The sequence below is a fragment of the Imhoffiella purpurea genome (assembly GCF_000585215.1).
Lineage (GTDB): Bacteria > Pseudomonadota > Gammaproteobacteria > Chromatiales > Chromatiaceae > Imhoffiella > Imhoffiella purpurea.
The window spans coordinates 1-14,507 of record NZ_AONC01000015.1 but is presented as its reverse complement, the minus strand read 5'-3'; the positions used below and the strand labels follow the sequence as shown (position 1 = coordinate 14,507).

Genomic DNA, 14,507 nt, shown 5'->3' with positions numbered 1-14,507 from the left:
CGCCTCCTGACCCCGGGTCCGCGGGCGCCCGAATACCGCCCGCCTACCCGATCAGCCTCGTCGGGTCTCCAGCCCGTACCAGTCCAGATTGCGCGTGAGCGTCATGGTCAGGGCGAGCAGCGCGAAGAGCATGATCGAGCCCATCAGCAGCGCCACGTCCTCCGAGACCAGCAGGGCGTAGAGTACGGCGAAGAGGGCGGCGACCAGTGCCGCGAATCCGATGCCCCGCCTGACGCCGCCGAGCACATGACTGACATAGAAGCCGAGCAGGCCGACGCAGGCGGCGGTCGCGACCAGATAGGCCGTCGCGAAGGGGATGTGCTCGGAGAGACTCAGCAGGAGCAGGAAGAAGATCGCGAGGGCCATGCCGACGAGCAGATACTGCGCCGGATGGATCCGCAGCGACTCGAGCAGCTCGAAGAGCACGAAGGCGGCGAAGGTCAGGGCGATGAAGAGGATGCCGTACTTGATGGCCCGGTCGGCCATGGAATAGACGTTGACCGGCTCGATGAAGCGCACGCCGAGCCATTCGGCACAACCGGACGCGCATGCCTTGGCGGACGCCACGTCGGCACGGATGCTCGCCGGTGCCGTTGTCGCGAGCCCGGAGACCTCCCAGAGCGCGCTGAAGCCGGTCGCATCGATCCGCTGGCTGTCGGCGTCGGGCAGGAAGCGGCCCTGGAAGCTGGGATGCGGCCAGCTCGAGGCCAGCGAGATCCGGGTGCTCTCGGCGATGGGCACGAAGCTCACCGACTCGGTCCCTCGGAATCCGAGCTTCAGCTTGAAGGGGATGACCCGCGTCTCGGCGTTCGGCGCGGTCTGCTCCTGCTCCGCGATCCAGGGAGGCAGCATGGCGTGAATGCCGTTCGGCAGACCCTTGCCCAGGCCCGTGCCCTGCTCGAAGCCATGCCGGCTCCCGTCCCACTCCAGCAACGGAGCACGCAGGATGCCGCGCGTATCGCTCAGCCCGAGACTCAGATAGGGCCGCCCCCAGACGATCCTGGAGCCCTCCTGATGGCGGCCGACGCGCGGCGCGACCGGCACCAGGAAGCGGCCCTCGATCGCGCCGTCCAGATCGTAGACCAGGGCCTTGAAGAGCCCTCGGCGCTTGACCGAGGTCCCGCCCTGGAAACGCAGCTCCGCCGAGCGCGGCATGAACAGCGTTCTCGCCTCGTGCTTGACCAGACGGGTCCGGCTGACCCGCTTGACGCCGCTTTCGGTCGATTCGTCGACCCAATATCGTTCCCTGTACTCCTCGACATAGGGCAGGACCAGAATGGGTCCGACGATCTGCTGGTCGCCCGCCGAGCTGGACGCGATCTCGTTCACCACGGCCCGCTGCCGCGCCGCACGCTCGCCGACGAGCTGGTCGACCATCCCGAGCGGAACCGCCAGCACCGCGATCAGTCCCGTGGTGACCGCCGCCTTGATCAAAAGGGCCTTTTGCATCTTCATCTCCTCATCGATTGAAACCCGAGGAGGAGTCTGGCGGGCGAACGTGAAATCCCGGTCGAGCGCGGGTGAATTCGTGTGAAGTCGGGGTGAAGGGATGATGAGTGCGATGATCAGGGCATCCGGCTGACAACGGCGGGCAGCCGCAGCCGAGCGCGGGTACCGGTCGGGCTCCGGTCCTCGAGCGCGATGGAGCCGCCGTGCAGCTCGGCGACCTCGCGCACGAAGCTGAGGCCCAGTCCAGTGCCCCTGCGGCCCGCCCGCGGACGGGGCAGCGAGAAGAAACGCTCGAAGACCCTGTCGCGCGCATAGTCGGGGATGCCGGGACCCTGGTCTCCGATCGCGATCTCGGCCCAGGTGAGGCGCTCGCGCCGTCCGGACGGCTGGGATTCGAGGAGCTCGATGCGGATGCGTCCGCCGTCCGGCGAGAAGCCGAGCGCGTTGTCGAGCAGGTTGGAAAGCGCGCGGGCGAGCAGGAACCGGTCGCCCTGAACCTGAAGGGAGCGACCGATCCGCAGATCCATGCCGATGTCGCGCTGCGCCGCCAGCGGCGCGAATCCCTCGACGCACTCTTCGAGCAATGCGGCCAGCTCGACGGGTTCGGGCCTGGCCAATGTCTGCTGCTGCTCGACCCGGGCCAGCTCCAGCAGACGGTCGGCGATCTGGGTCAAACGGTCCGACTGCTCGCGGATGTTGTCGAGAAAGCGCCGACGCTCCGGATCCGGCATGTCCGGCTCGGTCAGCAGCTCGGCGGCCCCTCGAATCGCGGCCAGGGGACTCTTCAGCTCGTGCGTCAGGGTGTGCAGATAGCGCTCGACATATTGCTTGCCCTCGAGCCGCTCGCGCATCTCGCCGAGCGCATCCGCCAGCTCGGCCAGCTCGCGTGCCCGCGATCGGGGCGGATCGCGGCGCTCGCCGGCGGTCACTGCGCGGGCATAGCCTCTGAGACGCTCGATCGCGCGCGTCAGATGCCAGGTGAAGAGTGCGCCGATCACCGCGGTGATGGCGAGCAGCACCAGACCGCGGTCGCGGATCTTGGCCTCGCTGATGGCGACGATGGGGGCGACGCTGTAGGCGGGTTTGGCCAGGCTGACGACACCGATGATGCCACCGTCGCGATCGAGCACGGGCGCGGCCACATGCATGACGCTGCTGGTGTCCAGACTGGGCGTGGTGCGGGTCGAGCGCGCCCCGTACCGTCCTGCCAGGGTGAGATAGATGTCGTTCCAGCGCGAATAGTCCTTGCCCAGCTGATGCGGCTCGGTCGAGAAGACCACGCGCCCCTCGCCGTCCGTGACATAGACGCGCAGGTCCAGAGTCCGTTTCCGATGCTGCCAGATGGCCGCCTCGACCGTGCGCCAGCGGTAGTGCTCCAGTGCCTCGGCGACCAGACGGCCGACCAGGGGCGCTTGCGGATGCGGATCCAGGAGTGCCGGGGCCACCAGCTCGGCGATGAGGTTGGCGCTGTCGACGAGGGTGTCCTCCATGGTGTCGCGCACGCCCGGCTCGACCTCCTCGACGAAGACGTCCAGCACGAACCAGCCCGCCAGCCCGACGATGAGGAAATAGCCCGCCGCGACCTGCAGCGAGATCCTCACGCCGGAATCTCGAGGGCGTAGCCGATGCCGCGATGGGTCCGGATCGGATCCAGATCCGCCCGCACGGCCCGCAGCTTGGCCCGCAGCGTCTTGATGTGGGTGTCGACAGTGCGCTCGAGGCTGTGTTCGGGATGGGTCCAGACCTGCTCCATCAGCTGGGCGCGGCTGAAGACCCGCCCCGGACTGGCGACCAGGATGGCCAGCAGCTCGTACTCGTAGCGGGTCAGGTCGAGCGGGCGACCGCAATAGCGGATGGCGCGACGGACGGGATCGACCTCGAAGGGTCCGCCCTGGCCCGGGCGGGATCCGGGGTCCTGTGAGGGAATCTGTGAGAAACGGCGCAAAATGCGCTTGACGCGCACGGCCACCTCGCGCGGGCTGAAGGGCTTGACGACATAGTCGTCGGCACCGAGCTCCAGACCCAGGATACGGTCGATCTCGTCGCTGCGCGCGGTCAGGAAGAGCACCGGCATCTCGTTGACGCGCCGCAGCTCGCGGCAAAGCTCGAAGCCGTTCATGTCCGGCAGCCCCACGTCCAGCACCATCAGATCCGCCTCGCCCCGGAGCGCCAGGTCCAGGCCCTCGCGTCCCAGCTGGCAATGGCGGGTCGCGAAGCCCTCCGTGCGCAGGGCGTAGACGAGCGTATCGGCGATGGCCTGCTCGTCCTCGACAATCAGGATCCGGCTGGGTTGAGCCTGCATGGCGGACGACCTTCGAGGAAGGGTTTTGCCCCCGAGACGCGGCATGGGCCCCGTCTCGACGCGAATGTCGCAATGATAGCGATGACGGACGGAACCTGAACAGATAACAGAGGGCACATGAGTCGGCCACAGATCGCGGCCATGGAGGCTGGAACGTCATTCAACTGACATACATCAATCGAAAACCGGCTTGTTACCGTGCAATTCCCGATCTGTGAACTAGATTCAAAGTCAGACCGACGCCTGTACACGAATCGCGAAACAGCCGCTTCCGCAGGTCGACGCATTTGGTGCTAGGGAGAGCGCAAAGAAAAGGAGCCCGCCTCGTGCGGGCTTCTTTGCGTCTCGCCGTTTCCTCGACGGCCGCGCGCCGCGTTGCGCGCCAGCGGCCCCTTCCCTTTCTGCCCCCGTTCGAGAAATCCGCTCAGCTGCGAACGGCGCAGCCCGCCCCATCCCACTGATGATGGAACCGCGCTGGCAGAGGACCGACCGACCCGTCCCCTCCCCTCCCCACCTGGGGGGAGAGGGGCGAGGTCGCGATGGATCCATGATCACCCAACCTGGGACAGCGGGATCAGTTGACGCGGAAGATGTCGAAGATGATCGCCTGATCGTCGCCGAAGTCCTGGTGACCCGGGATATAGGGATGGGGATCGGAGTGATGGACGTGGGTCCAGAGCCCCTTCTCGGTCAGATCGCTCAGGGCCTTCCTGTAGCCGTCGTCGTAGAGATCGACGCGATGGCTCAGCTGCACGATACCGCCCGGCTTCACCACACGGTGGAACTCGCGCATCAGCCCCGCCATGTTCTCCACATAGGTAAGCGTGCCGATGCACTGTGCCGCGCCGAAATGGTCGTCCGGGAATTCCAATGGATCGTTCAGATCGGCGCGCTTGAGCTCCGAGTAGCATCCGCGCTCCCCCGACCTTTCCAGGGATTTGCCGGAGTAATCGAGCCCAACGATCGATCGATAGCCGCGCTCGCCGAGATGGAGCCCGGTCAGACCGACGCCACAACCGGCATCGAGAATCGGCTGAGATGGATCGATGCCGTGATTCTCGATGGCTTTCGCGGCGACCTGGGGGGCATCGTAGCCCATGGACGTCAGATCCTGCTCGTAGGTGGCGGACCAGCTGTCGTAGTACTGTTCGAGCTCTTCGAGCTTGGCCGACGTCACGCCGATCAGCTTGGTCACGTCGCGTTCTTCGGTCTGCTTGGTTCGAGGATCGGTCATGGTTTCTCCTTTTGCGAATACGACGAATGAGACATTCATCCGCCCTGGAATCGGTCCCACAATCAGGAGTGGCGCTCGATCGATACGCAGAGATCCGTCACTGACGGAATCCTTGCGTCAGCGCAATGCGCAGACGGTGATCGACAATGAAAACCGAGGCCGCCAATAGCAGCGCGCTCGGAAATACGAAAACGCGATTCAAGGCAATGGATTTCCGCGTATTCCGAATCAATTGCGGAGTCCGTCGAAAAGATAAAGAAAGGCATCGAGTGGGCGACTTCATAGAATGGTCGCCGTAGATTCCCACAGGATTTCTATCGAGCCTTCATCCCGCCATTCGAGATTGAGGAATAGTCGATGATATCGAACCCGGCATCGGGTATTTATACTCATGCTACCCCACGCCAATCCGGCATGACAAGCGACCAAAGGATTAAAATCGACGAAAAACAACGACAATAAATGACAAATTATTGATTTTTAAAAAAATATATTGATCAGATATTCAGTCGTTAGACATGAATTCGATTCTGTGATAAGGGAGACGCAGAATGATCTCTAATCGGTTGCGCCGCATGGGCGCGAATGACAGGATGAAAATCAATTTCAAACCGGAAAATGATTGACCAGAAATACGGATTTGCACTGACGACCGAAGCGCGACCACTGACCTGAACCGCAGGCACCGCCTTCAGTGACTGACGGCCACATTCCCCACGACACCGCAACCACTCCATCCGAACCGGACGATGCCCTTGAAGCGAGACCCTCATCATCAGCGCGACCATCACGAATCGGCCGCGACCGAAATCGACCAGCTCAGCGAGATGCTCTCTCAGGATCAGAGCAAGCACGCCCGCCGCCTGCTCAAGTCGATGCACCCGGCCAAGATCGCGAGCCTCCTGGAAAGGCTCCCGCGAGAACAGAGGGTCGCCGCCCTGCATCAGATCGATGCACGGACCGAACCCAAGGTTCTCGCACAGCTTTCACCGGCCTTGCGGACCCAGCTCACCTGGGATCTCGATGCGGACTCGGACTCGTCCCGCGACACTGGATCCGACCCCGATGCAGGTTCCGGGGAAGAACCGGAAACTCAGCTGAACCTGGTGCTCGACGCCCTGGATCAGGGCAAGCTGAAACGGATCGCCAAGCTGTTCCGCAAGCTGCATCCGGCCCGTATCGCCGGGCTTCTGGAGTCGCTGCCCGCGACCGAGCGCGCCAGGGTCTGGGACATGGTGGAGAGCGAACGCTCCGCCAAGGTTCTGCGCCACCTGCATGAGGAGGTGCGCCGACGCCTGGCCGCGGAGATGGATCTGGAGCATCTGGTCGAGGCCGCGCGCGGGCTCGAACCCGACGATCTGGTCGACCTCATCCAGGACCTGCCGACGGCCACCGGACGCCAGATCCTGGACGCCATGGATCAGCGCGAACGCGAGCGGCTGCAGTCGATGCTCTCCTATCCGGAGGACACCGCGGGCGGCCTCATGAACATGGACCAGGTCGCGGTGCGGGGCAACATCGGAGTCGGCACCCTGCTGCGGTATCTGCGTCTGCGCGAGGAGCTGCCGCCGAATACGGACAAACTCTTCGTCATCGACCGCCGGCATCAATATCAGGGAATCCTGCGCACCGAGCGACTGCTGACCGCGCGTCCCGAGCAATCCATCGCGGAACTGATGGAGACCGACTTCGAGCCGGTGCCGGCCGACCAGTCGAGCGATGCGGTGGCGCAGCGCTTCGAGGAGGAGGACCTGAGCTCGGCCCCGGTGATCGACGCCGACGGACGCCTGCTCGGCCGCATCACCATCGACGATGTGGTCGACGTCATCCGCGAGCAGGGCGCGCGCGCCCTGACGGGCATGACCGGCCTGGACGAGGAGACGGACATGTTCGCGCCCGTGCTGGCCAGCAGCCGGCGCCGGGCGGTCTGGCTCGGGATCAATCTGATCACCGCCTTTCTCGCCGCCTGGGTCATCGGCCTCTTCGAGGGCACCCTGGAACAGGTGGTTGCGCTGGCCGTGCTGATGCCGATCGTGGCCAGCATGGGAGGAATCGCCGGCAGCCAGACGCTCACCCTGGTCATCCGAGGGCTGGCGACCGGTCAGCTCGGCCGAAGCAATACCCGCATCCTGCTGCTCAAGGAGATGGGAATCGGACTGCTGAACGGTCTGCTCTGGGCCCTGGTGGTCGCCGCGCTGGCCATCCTCTGGTTCGGCAACTGGACCATCGGGGCCATCATCGCCGTGGCCATCCTGCTCAACCTGCTCTGCGCCGCACTCTCCGGCGTCGCCATTCCGCTACTCATGTCGCGTCTGGGCATCGACCCGGCCCTGGCCGGAAGCGTGGTCCTGACCACGGTCACCGACATCGTCGGCTTCTTCGCCTTCCTGGGGCTGGCGACCCTGATCCTTCTCTGAGCGCGCCCCGTGCCGGTCGCGTCCCCCTGTCCCCGAGCCCCGCCGGAACGGCGCTTATCAACCGACCAACGGGGCTTTTAGTCCGCTTCGGACGATCGACCGACACCCCTGGGCACCGAATGCGGAGCCTGGACTCGATGGCATCTTCTTTGCTTTCACCAGACACCGAGGCATGACATACCCATCTGCAATGGCCGATCGGGATCGGCCGGGAGAAGACACCATGAATTGGGAACAGATCCGCGGAAACTGGAATCAGGCCAAGGGCGAGCTGAAGATGCGCTGGGGCAAGCTGACCGACGATGACCTGACCATGATCGACGGCGAGCGCGACAAGCTGGTCGGCAGCCTCCAGGTGAAGTACGGCATCACCAAGGAAGAGGCGATGCAGCAGATCGACGACATGAGCTGAGCCACCCCGAGGCCACGGACGGCGAAGCCGAGTCAGACCGCTGTCCTCGGACGGCAGCGACTCACATCGCCCCCCCTACCAGGAGATACAGCATGCTGCAATGGGCCCTCATCTTTCTCATCGTCGCACTCGTTGCCGGCGCGCTCGGCGCCACGGGCGTCGCCGGCGTGGCGTCCGAGATCGCCTGGATCCTCTTCGTGGTCGGTCTGATCTTCGCGGTGATTCTGTTCATTCGCGGACGAGGTCCACGACTGCCTTGATGGCTCTCGGCTGGAAATCCGACAGGTTCGGATTTCCAGCCGAGCACCGATCCGTTCCGTCATCCACGCTCATCCCCGGAGCAACGCCATGATGCAATCGAAATCACAGGGAATCGAACCTCGCGCCATTCGCCCGACAGGCTGGCTCCTACTGCTACTGCCTCTGACGACGATCCTCGTCACCGGCTGCAACACCATGTCCGGCGTCGGCCAGGACCTCGAGGCGGCCGGCGAGGGCATCGAGCAATCCGCCGAGCAGAACAAGGATTACTGAAGAAACCCGCCTCGCCGACCGGCCTCCGTCGCGATCCGAGGTGTCAGACACCATTCCCACGAACCCCTTCGTCAGGCTCGGCGATCGGTCGAGGCGTCCATGACGTCCAACGCATGAACCACTCCGAGCAGCCTGCCGTCCGATGCCGAGACCATGACGAAGGGTTCCTCGAACTGGCGCATCGGATCGCACGCCTCTTCGAGGCTGGCCTCGTTCGTAAATTCGGCGGAGCGCGTGCATACAAAAAGACTGGTGGCAGAAGAACGAAGACGGGGTTTTTGCACCAGCCGCCAGTGGATTTACCCCGACTCGCAGCCTCCGAATCGGAACGAACCCCCGATTTCCGGACTTCGCCCGCCCTGGAACACCATTTGCTCAACCCAATACAGGAGGTTCGCGCCGTCAGCGCAATCTCCATCTCGCCAGGCACTCAATGCGCCTGCAAGCGGACGCATCCACTGCGAATCCGTATCTCCAACACCGAAACGACCATCCGGAGGCGATCTCATGCCACATCGACTACCCGATCTACCCTTCCCCACCGACGCACTCGAACCGCACATGTCCAGCGAGACACTCTCGCTGCATCACGGGAAGCACCACGCGACCTATGTCGAGAAGCTCAACGCGCTGATCGAGGGGACCGAATTCGCCACCTCGCCACTGTCCGAGATCGTAGCCAAGGCCCATGGGGGCATCTTCAACAACGGGGCCCAGGCCTGGAACCACGCCTTCTTCTGGAACTGTCTTCACCCGGAAGGCGGCGGGGATCCCCACCAGGGCGCCCTGGCCGATGCGATCGCGAAGGATTTCGGCAGTGCGGAGGCCCTGAGGAACGAATTCTCCACCCGACTCACGACCCTGTTCGGCTCTGGCTGGGTCTGGCTCGCCAAGGACCGGGACGGCAACCTCGGAGTCGAGTCCACCAGCAACGCCGGAAACCCCATCACCGACGGCAAGATGCCCATCCTGACCTGCGACATGTGGGAGCATGCCTACTATGTCGACTACCGCAACCGCAAGAAGGAATACGTCGAATCCTTCTGGCACCTGGTGAACTGGAATTTCGTCGCCGCCAACTTCGAGCGCGAAGCGCCCTATGAACCCTGAATCAGGGCGGGCCGACCATAAGGCCTAGATATTCCTTCCCTTGCCCAGGCGTGGTCGAATCCAGCGATCACGCCCTCTGGGCATCGAGCGCCTGAAGTACGAGCGCATGCATGGACAACCGATCGATATCCTTCTATCAGCAGGAGCGGATGACGAAAGAATCCCGCCCGCACGCGATCGAGAGGGAATGGAGAGCCGACCCCGGACAAGCTCCTCACGCTCCGGCTCAGATCTCGTCCTTGACCTGCGCATAGGTGATGAGGGCGAACAGCCCCGTCCCCCCGATCACGTTGCCGATCAGCGCCGGCAGGATTCCCGACAGAATCGCGTGCGCCCAGGAGCAATCCCCCGCCATCGCCAGCAGGAACCATTCCGTGGATCCGGCGACCACGTGCGTCAGTCCTCCGAGCGAGATCATGTAGGTGATGAGGACGATGATCCAGAACTCGCCGCCCTTGGCGCTCGGGATCAGCCAGACGATCGAGGCCACCATGAATCCGGCCGGAATCCCGTATAGCAGGACCTGGAGCGCCGAGTAGTGGAGCAGATGACGAGAGACCTCGAGCGCCGCAACCAGTTGCTCCGGGGGCAGGATCCCGCCCAGTATCGCGACCAGTGCCGAGGCCGATGTACCGATCATGTTGGCCGCGAAGACGACTCCCCAGAGCCTGAGGGTTCTCTGAATCTTGAATCGGTTCAGGTCGGTGAGGACCGGGAGCACGACCGTAATGGTGTTCTCGGTGAAGAGCTGCAGACGTCCGAGGATCACGATGACGAAACCGACGCTGTACCCCAACCCCTCCAGCAGCGACCGGAGCTGACTCTCCTGCAATGCCTGATGAATGAATGCCGTGCAATAGACCGACAGGCTGAGCGCGAGGCCCGCGGCGATACCCGACCAGAAGAGAGAGTTGACCGGACGCGACAGTTCTTCCACCCCCTCCCGGCGCACGATCTCGAAGACCTGCAGTGATCTGAGGCCCAGGCGATCCGTCACCTCGTTTCGTTCCTTACGGGTGAGACCCGCGATTGGCTCGCTTTTCGGCATGGCAACACATCCGGTATCGATGGAGTCAGAGGCCAATCTCGGGGCGTTCGTCCCAAGCTCGGCGAGACGCGTCATGAAGGTAGCAGTTAACAATTTTCATGCCAAATTCTACTGATCGGTAACGGACGAAGAGATCCCCGGCACAGGTCCACCATCCGGCTCAAAGCAACCTGTCTTGGCTGATTACAGCCGCAGACGATGACGTGGGAACGGACGACCGGACCCGAAACAAGGGCGCGCGGGGACGCGGAATCCCGATCGGTCGAGCCGGATCCGGCGCCCAGGATATATTTGGCACGAATCCCGCTTCAGCATCGTCAACCAACGCCCGATCGTTGGTACCTCGGGTCCATGCGTTCCACATGTCCTCGGATCAGGGAGCCGCATCCCTCGCGGCGAAACGATAGATCAGAATGGGAGACACGACGATGAATCACCCATATACAAAGACTCGCGGTCCGTTCGCGACCGCACTCCTCGCGCTCGCATTGATCGTGCCTTCCGGCGCGGTCCTGGCCACCGAAAGCGCCCTGCCCCCGGCACAGACGCAGAACGGCATCTCCTATGTCACAGGGGGCGTCGGCGAACCCGAGTCCACCGCGATGAAATCCGCCGGAGGACAGCACGACCTCATGATGACCTTCGCCAGGAGCGATGGGGCCTTCGTCTCCGGCGTCCAGGTCTCCATCGCCGACGCACAGGGCATGCCGGTCGCCGAGCTGGTCTCGGGTCCCATCCTGCTCGTCGATATGCCTGAAGGCACCTACAGGATTCAGGCGACCATCGCCGGATCCACGCAGACCAAGACCGTCAGCGTCGGCTCCGGACATCAGCGCCTGGCCTATACCTGGCCCGGTGCGGTCGTCGACGGCTGAGGACTGAGACTCCCATGCCCCGGTCCCTTCACGGACCGGGGTCCTCACCCAAGGGCGATGACGCCGAATCCAAGCCCATAGAAGATCAGGACCAGCCAGCTCTCGAATCCGATGTTTCCGATCCCGCTGCGCTCGCGCCGGATCATTCCGAGCAGGAGCGTGGCGGTCAGCAGGATCGTCAGACAGATGATGAACAGAGGCTGATCGCCGATGGCGTGATAGATGGATCCGGGGCGGTAGGCGACGTCCGAGAGCGCAAGAAAGAGCACGTCGAAGGTATTGCCGCCGATGATTCCGCCGACGGCGAGCGTCAAGGCCCCCTGACGCACCGCCGCGACCGCCGTGACCAACTCCGGAAGCGATGTCACCACCGAGGTGAACAACCCTCCCACCAGGGTGTCGGACAGATGCGTCAGACGCACCAGGGCGATACCCGAAAGTCCCACCAGATAGCCCGCGACCCCCACCAGAACCACGGCCAGCGCGAACCCGAGCCACAATCGCGTCTGTCCCGCCCCCGCCTCGCCGCCCGAGAACCCATCAGGCGCGTCCTCGAAGGTCTCGGCGGTACTGACGGGCCTCCAGGCCGGCTCGTCACGGCTCTGCGAGGCCAATCGCAGACCGAACAGATAGAAGAGCACCAGGAACAGCGAGGCCGGATGCACCCCGAAGACCGCGACGGGTGGCGCCGTCGCGGCCATCAGGGGTACCGCGAGCAATGCGCAGAGCAACGCACCGCTGATCAGATTCGGGACGGATGCGGCCGCGTGCTCGAGATTCGCGCGCCGGTAGAAGATGTCTGCCACGACCAGGAACGCGGTCTGAGCCGCGATCCCCCCGACCGCGTTGCTGACGGCCAGATCCGCCCTCCCCGCCGCGGCGACGGTGACCGACACCACGATACCGGACAGCGAGGTTCCGGCCCCGAGCAGCACCGCGCCGAAGACCGCCTCTCCTAGCCCAGTCAGATCGGCGAGCCGATCCGCGATGCGTGTCATGCGGGTCCCGACCAGGGCGATGACGATACCGCTCGCGAGGAAGATCAGGACCGTCAGCCCCAGAGGCCAGTGCTCGACGGAGAGATCAGGCATTCCGGCGCGCCGCGTGACGGAGCAGATAGGGGCGCCCGAAGACCGCCAGCAGGACCAGCAGAACGACCCCGATGAGCGCCAGCTTGGCATGCAGGAACATCTGCCAGACGGAGACCAGCCCGGCCGCGATACAGCCGATCAGCCCCAGCAGACGGATCCAGCGCCTGGAACCCGCGCCTTGCAGCGCAAGGGCGTTGACGGTTCCGAAGGCCGCCAGGAAGGTGAGACTGGCGGCCTCGACCAGGTTGCCCAGTGAGCCTAAGGACGCGAGCAGTGCGCTCACGACGCCGATCCCGATGACGGCCCGATCGGGAACCTGCCGCGCGTTCTCGTGCGCGAGCGACGGCGGCAGATCCTCGTTGGATGCCACCTGCTTCATGAGACGCGCGGTCGAGAAGAGGGTCGCATTGATCGCAGACCCGGTCGAAAAGGCCGCCGCGACGGTGACGGCGACCAGCCCCACCAGTCCCAGTGCCCGTTCTCCCGCGATGGAAAGCGCGATCTCCTTCTGCTCGACGATGGTCGAGGCGCCGACCAGCATGGTCGCGCCCAGGGCCACCAGCACGTAGACGGCGATGACCGCGATCACCGCGCTCAGACTGGCGCGGGGAAGCAGACGATCCGGATCGCGGATCTCATCGTAGTCGTAGGCCAGCAGCTGAAAGCCTTCGTAGGCCATGAAGATCGCGGCGGCGCCGGCCAGCGCCCCGAGCGGTCCCTGAGGCTCGATGCCCGCCGTCAGACGCTCCGGCGACCAGGCGAACAGACCGATGACGGCCAATCCCACCAGAACCGCCAGCTTGCCCCAGACGGTGACGATCTCGAGCCCGGCCGAGGCGGCGACTCCACGTAGATTCACGAAGGTGAGCGCCGCGATGACGGCCAGAGCGCAGAGCCTCGGAAACCAGGCGCCGAGCGAAAAGGCGTGCGCCAGATAATGACCGAAGGTGAAGGCATAGACCGACACCGTGAGCACATAGCCCAGGATCAGTCCCCAGACCAGGCTGGCGGCGAACTGCCGACGCCTCAATGCGATGAGGAAGGCATAGGCACCCCCGGCGACCTGGTATCGGGCCACGAGCTCGGCATAGCTGTGGGCCGAGGCCAGGGCGATGGCCCCGGCGATGACGAAGCTCAGCCAGGCCCATTGACCGGCCATCTCGACGACCAGGCCGAGCACGGCGAAGATTCCGCCCCCGACCATTCCGCCGACCGCCATCGACCAGGTCGCGTTGAACCCCATTTTCGTCTGTCCTTGCATCCTCTCTACCTCCGGCTGGTCCCGACCAGCGTCTGGTTACGCGCAGCCCCGACGCCCGGACCGAAGGTCATGGACGGCGACATGCGGACGCCCGGACTCGAGCGTCGAACTCGACACGGAAAAGCAAGGGAAATGCCATCCGAACAGAGGCCAGATCAGCGACGGGGGCGGGCAAGGCCAGGCGGGCCGATCGGACCCGGCGAAACGAACGCCACGGCACAAGGATCTCTCGATCCGGACCATCGAGAATGGAATCGAGAGGAAGCGCTCAGTCCAGGCCGATCTCCTCGTCCTGCGCAGGATCGTCCTTGAGTCCGTATTTCTGGATGCGGTAACGCAACGTCTCGCGGGTCGTGCCCAGCGCACGCGCGGCGGCCGTCACGTTCTGCCCGCTGCGCTCCAGGGCCGTGCGGATGATGTAGCTGTCCATCTCGTCCAAGGCCATGCTGCCGTCCAGTGGAATGATGAGCCGGTCGCCGTCGACGTTCGGCCCGCCCTGCGTCTCCGGGTTCGCGGCCAAACCGCTGCCGAGCTGCATCCATTCGATCGGGAAGACCCGATCGCGCGCCAGCAGAACGGCCCGCTCGACCACGTTGCGCAGTTCGCGCACGTTCCCTGGCCAGCTGTAATCGCGCATCCGCTCGTAGACCGCGTCCGGGATCACCTGGACACGGTTGCCCGAGCGGGCGTTGTACTCCTCCACCAGCGCCGGGACGATCTGCGGCAGATCGTCGAGCCGCTCGCGCAGCGGCGGCAGGGCGAGACGAAAGAAGC

Annotated in this window: 14 protein-coding genes; 6 read left to right on the top strand and 8 right to left on the bottom strand. The window is 64.4% G+C overall.

The window, feature by feature from the left end:
* Positions 1-51 precede the first annotated feature (51 nt).
* The 4 genes from creD to D779_RS05425 all read right to left on the bottom strand — a co-directional run bounded on the left by creD (position 52) and on the right by D779_RS05425 (position 4,985).
* Positions 52-1,449: a cell envelope integrity protein CreD gene (creD, locus tag D779_RS05440; protein WP_052347872.1), complete on the bottom strand. Its 1,398-nt coding sequence runs from the start codon at positions 1,447-1,449 to the stop codon at positions 52-54.
* Positions 1,450-1,565: 116 nt separating this feature from the next.
* Positions 1,566-3,050: a two-component system sensor histidine kinase CreC gene (creC, locus tag D779_RS05435; protein WP_043750657.1), complete on the bottom strand. Its 1,485-nt coding sequence runs from the start codon at positions 3,048-3,050 to the stop codon at positions 1,566-1,568.
* Positions 3,047-3,751, bottom strand: coding sequence for a two-component system response regulator CreB (creB, locus tag D779_RS05430; protein ID WP_043750654.1), 705 nt, complete (start codon positions 3,749-3,751; stop codon positions 3,047-3,049). The genes creC and creB overlap by 4 nt, the downstream gene beginning before the upstream one ends.
* 574 nt (positions 3,752-4,325) lie before the next feature.
* A complete protein-coding gene (locus tag D779_RS05425; protein ID WP_043750651.1) occupies positions 4,326-4,985 on the bottom strand; it encodes a class I SAM-dependent DNA methyltransferase in 660 nt (219 codons plus the stop codon).
* Positions 4,986-5,740: 755 nt separating this feature from the next.
* Between D779_RS05425 and mgtE the strand changes: the two genes are divergently transcribed.
* The 5 genes from mgtE (at position 5,741) to D779_RS05400 (ending at position 9,458) form a co-directional block, all read left to right on the top strand.
* A complete protein-coding gene (gene mgtE, locus D779_RS05420; RefSeq protein ID WP_043750846.1) occupies positions 5,741-7,402 on the top strand; it encodes a magnesium transporter in 1,662 nt (553 codons plus the stop codon).
* 223 nt (positions 7,403-7,625) lie between these two features.
* The gene (locus tag D779_RS05415) at positions 7,626-7,814 is read left to right on the top strand and encodes a CsbD family protein (protein WP_043750843.1); all 189 of its coding nucleotides are present in this window, start codon (positions 7,626-7,628) and stop codon (positions 7,812-7,814) included.
* 92 nt (positions 7,815-7,906) lie between these two features.
* Positions 7,907-8,074, top strand: coding sequence for a DUF1328 domain-containing protein (locus tag D779_RS21545; RefSeq protein ID WP_043750648.1), 168 nt, complete (start codon positions 7,907-7,909; stop codon positions 8,072-8,074).
* A gap of 88 nt (positions 8,075-8,162) precedes the next feature.
* Positions 8,163-8,348: an entericidin A/B family lipoprotein gene (locus tag D779_RS05405; protein WP_232424073.1), complete on the top strand. Its 186-nt coding sequence runs from the start codon at positions 8,163-8,165 to the stop codon at positions 8,346-8,348.
* 507 nt (positions 8,349-8,855) lie between these two features.
* Positions 8,856-9,458 carry a superoxide dismutase gene (locus D779_RS05400; RefSeq protein WP_043750646.1) on the top strand — a complete coding sequence of 201 codons (603 nt, stop codon included), beginning with the start codon at positions 8,856-8,858 and terminating at the stop codon, positions 9,456-9,458.
* 226 nt (positions 9,459-9,684) lie between these two features.
* Here the strand turns inward: D779_RS05400 and D779_RS05395 are convergent, their stop codons facing one another.
* Positions 9,685-10,506 carry a formate/nitrite transporter family protein gene (locus D779_RS05395; RefSeq protein ID WP_043750642.1) on the bottom strand — a complete coding sequence of 274 codons (822 nt, stop codon included), beginning with the start codon at positions 10,504-10,506 and terminating at the stop codon, positions 9,685-9,687.
* A 428-nt stretch (positions 10,507-10,934) separates the two neighbouring features.
* Between D779_RS05395 and D779_RS05390 the strand changes: the two genes are divergently transcribed.
* Complete coding sequence (locus D779_RS05390) at positions 10,935-11,381, top strand: hypothetical protein (RefSeq protein WP_043750639.1); 447 nt, start codon at positions 10,935-10,937, stop codon at positions 11,379-11,381.
* A gap of 44 nt (positions 11,382-11,425) precedes the next feature.
* Here D779_RS05390 and D779_RS05385 read toward each other — a convergent pair whose 3' ends face one another.
* The 3 genes from D779_RS05385 to D779_RS05375 all read right to left on the bottom strand — a co-directional run.
* Positions 11,426-12,472, bottom strand: a complete 1,047-nt coding sequence (locus D779_RS05385; RefSeq protein WP_052347863.1) for a sodium:calcium antiporter — start codon at positions 12,470-12,472, stop codon at positions 11,426-11,428.
* Positions 12,465-13,733 carry an APC family permease gene (locus D779_RS05380; protein ID WP_043750636.1) on the bottom strand — a complete coding sequence of 423 codons (1,269 nt, stop codon included), beginning with the start codon at positions 13,731-13,733 and terminating at the stop codon, positions 12,465-12,467. Before D779_RS05380 ends, D779_RS05385 begins: the two co-directional genes overlap by 8 nt.
* Before the next feature lie 268 nt (positions 13,734-14,001).
* A partial coding sequence (locus tag D779_RS05375; RefSeq protein ID WP_043750633.1) for an AAA-type ATPase lid domain-containing protein occupies positions 14,002-14,507 on the bottom strand: 506 nt, incomplete at its 5' end.

What these genes read in the sequence shown, in the direction of transcription:
- creD (WP_052347872.1), bottom strand. Translation starts at nt 1,449, where the DNA reads ATGCAAAAGGCCCTTTTGATCAAGGCGGCGGTCACCACGGGACTGATC.
- creB (WP_043750654.1), bottom strand. Translation starts at nt 3,751, where the DNA reads ATGCAGGCTCAACCCAGCCGGATCCTGATTGTCGAGGACGAGCAGGCC.
- D779_RS05425 (WP_043750651.1), bottom strand. Translation starts at nt 4,985, where the DNA reads ATGACCGATCCTCGAACCAAGCAGACCGAAGAACGCGACGTGACCAAG.
- D779_RS05415 (WP_043750843.1), top strand. Translation starts at nt 7,626, where the DNA reads ATGAATTGGGAACAGATCCGCGGAAACTGGAATCAGGCCAAGGGCGAG.
- D779_RS21545 (WP_043750648.1), top strand. Translation starts at nt 7,907, where the DNA reads ATGCTGCAATGGGCCCTCATCTTTCTCATCGTCGCACTCGTTGCCGGC.
- D779_RS05405 (WP_232424073.1), top strand. Translation starts at nt 8,163, where the DNA reads ATGATGCAATCGAAATCACAGGGAATCGAACCTCGCGCCATTCGCCCG.
- D779_RS05400 (WP_043750646.1), top strand. Translation starts at nt 8,856, where the DNA reads ATGCCACATCGACTACCCGATCTACCCTTCCCCACCGACGCACTCGAA.
- D779_RS05395 (WP_043750642.1), bottom strand. Translation starts at nt 10,506, where the DNA reads ATGCCGAAAAGCGAGCCAATCGCGGGTCTCACCCGTAAGGAACGAAAC.
- D779_RS05390 (WP_043750639.1), top strand. Translation starts at nt 10,935, where the DNA reads ATGAATCACCCATATACAAAGACTCGCGGTCCGTTCGCGACCGCACTC.
- D779_RS05385 (WP_052347863.1), bottom strand. Translation starts at nt 12,472, where the DNA reads ATGCCTGATCTCTCCGTCGAGCACTGGCCTCTGGGGCTGACGGTCCTG.
- D779_RS05380 (WP_043750636.1), bottom strand. Translation starts at nt 13,733, where the DNA reads ATGCAAGGACAGACGAAAATGGGGTTCAACGCGACCTGGTCGATGGCG.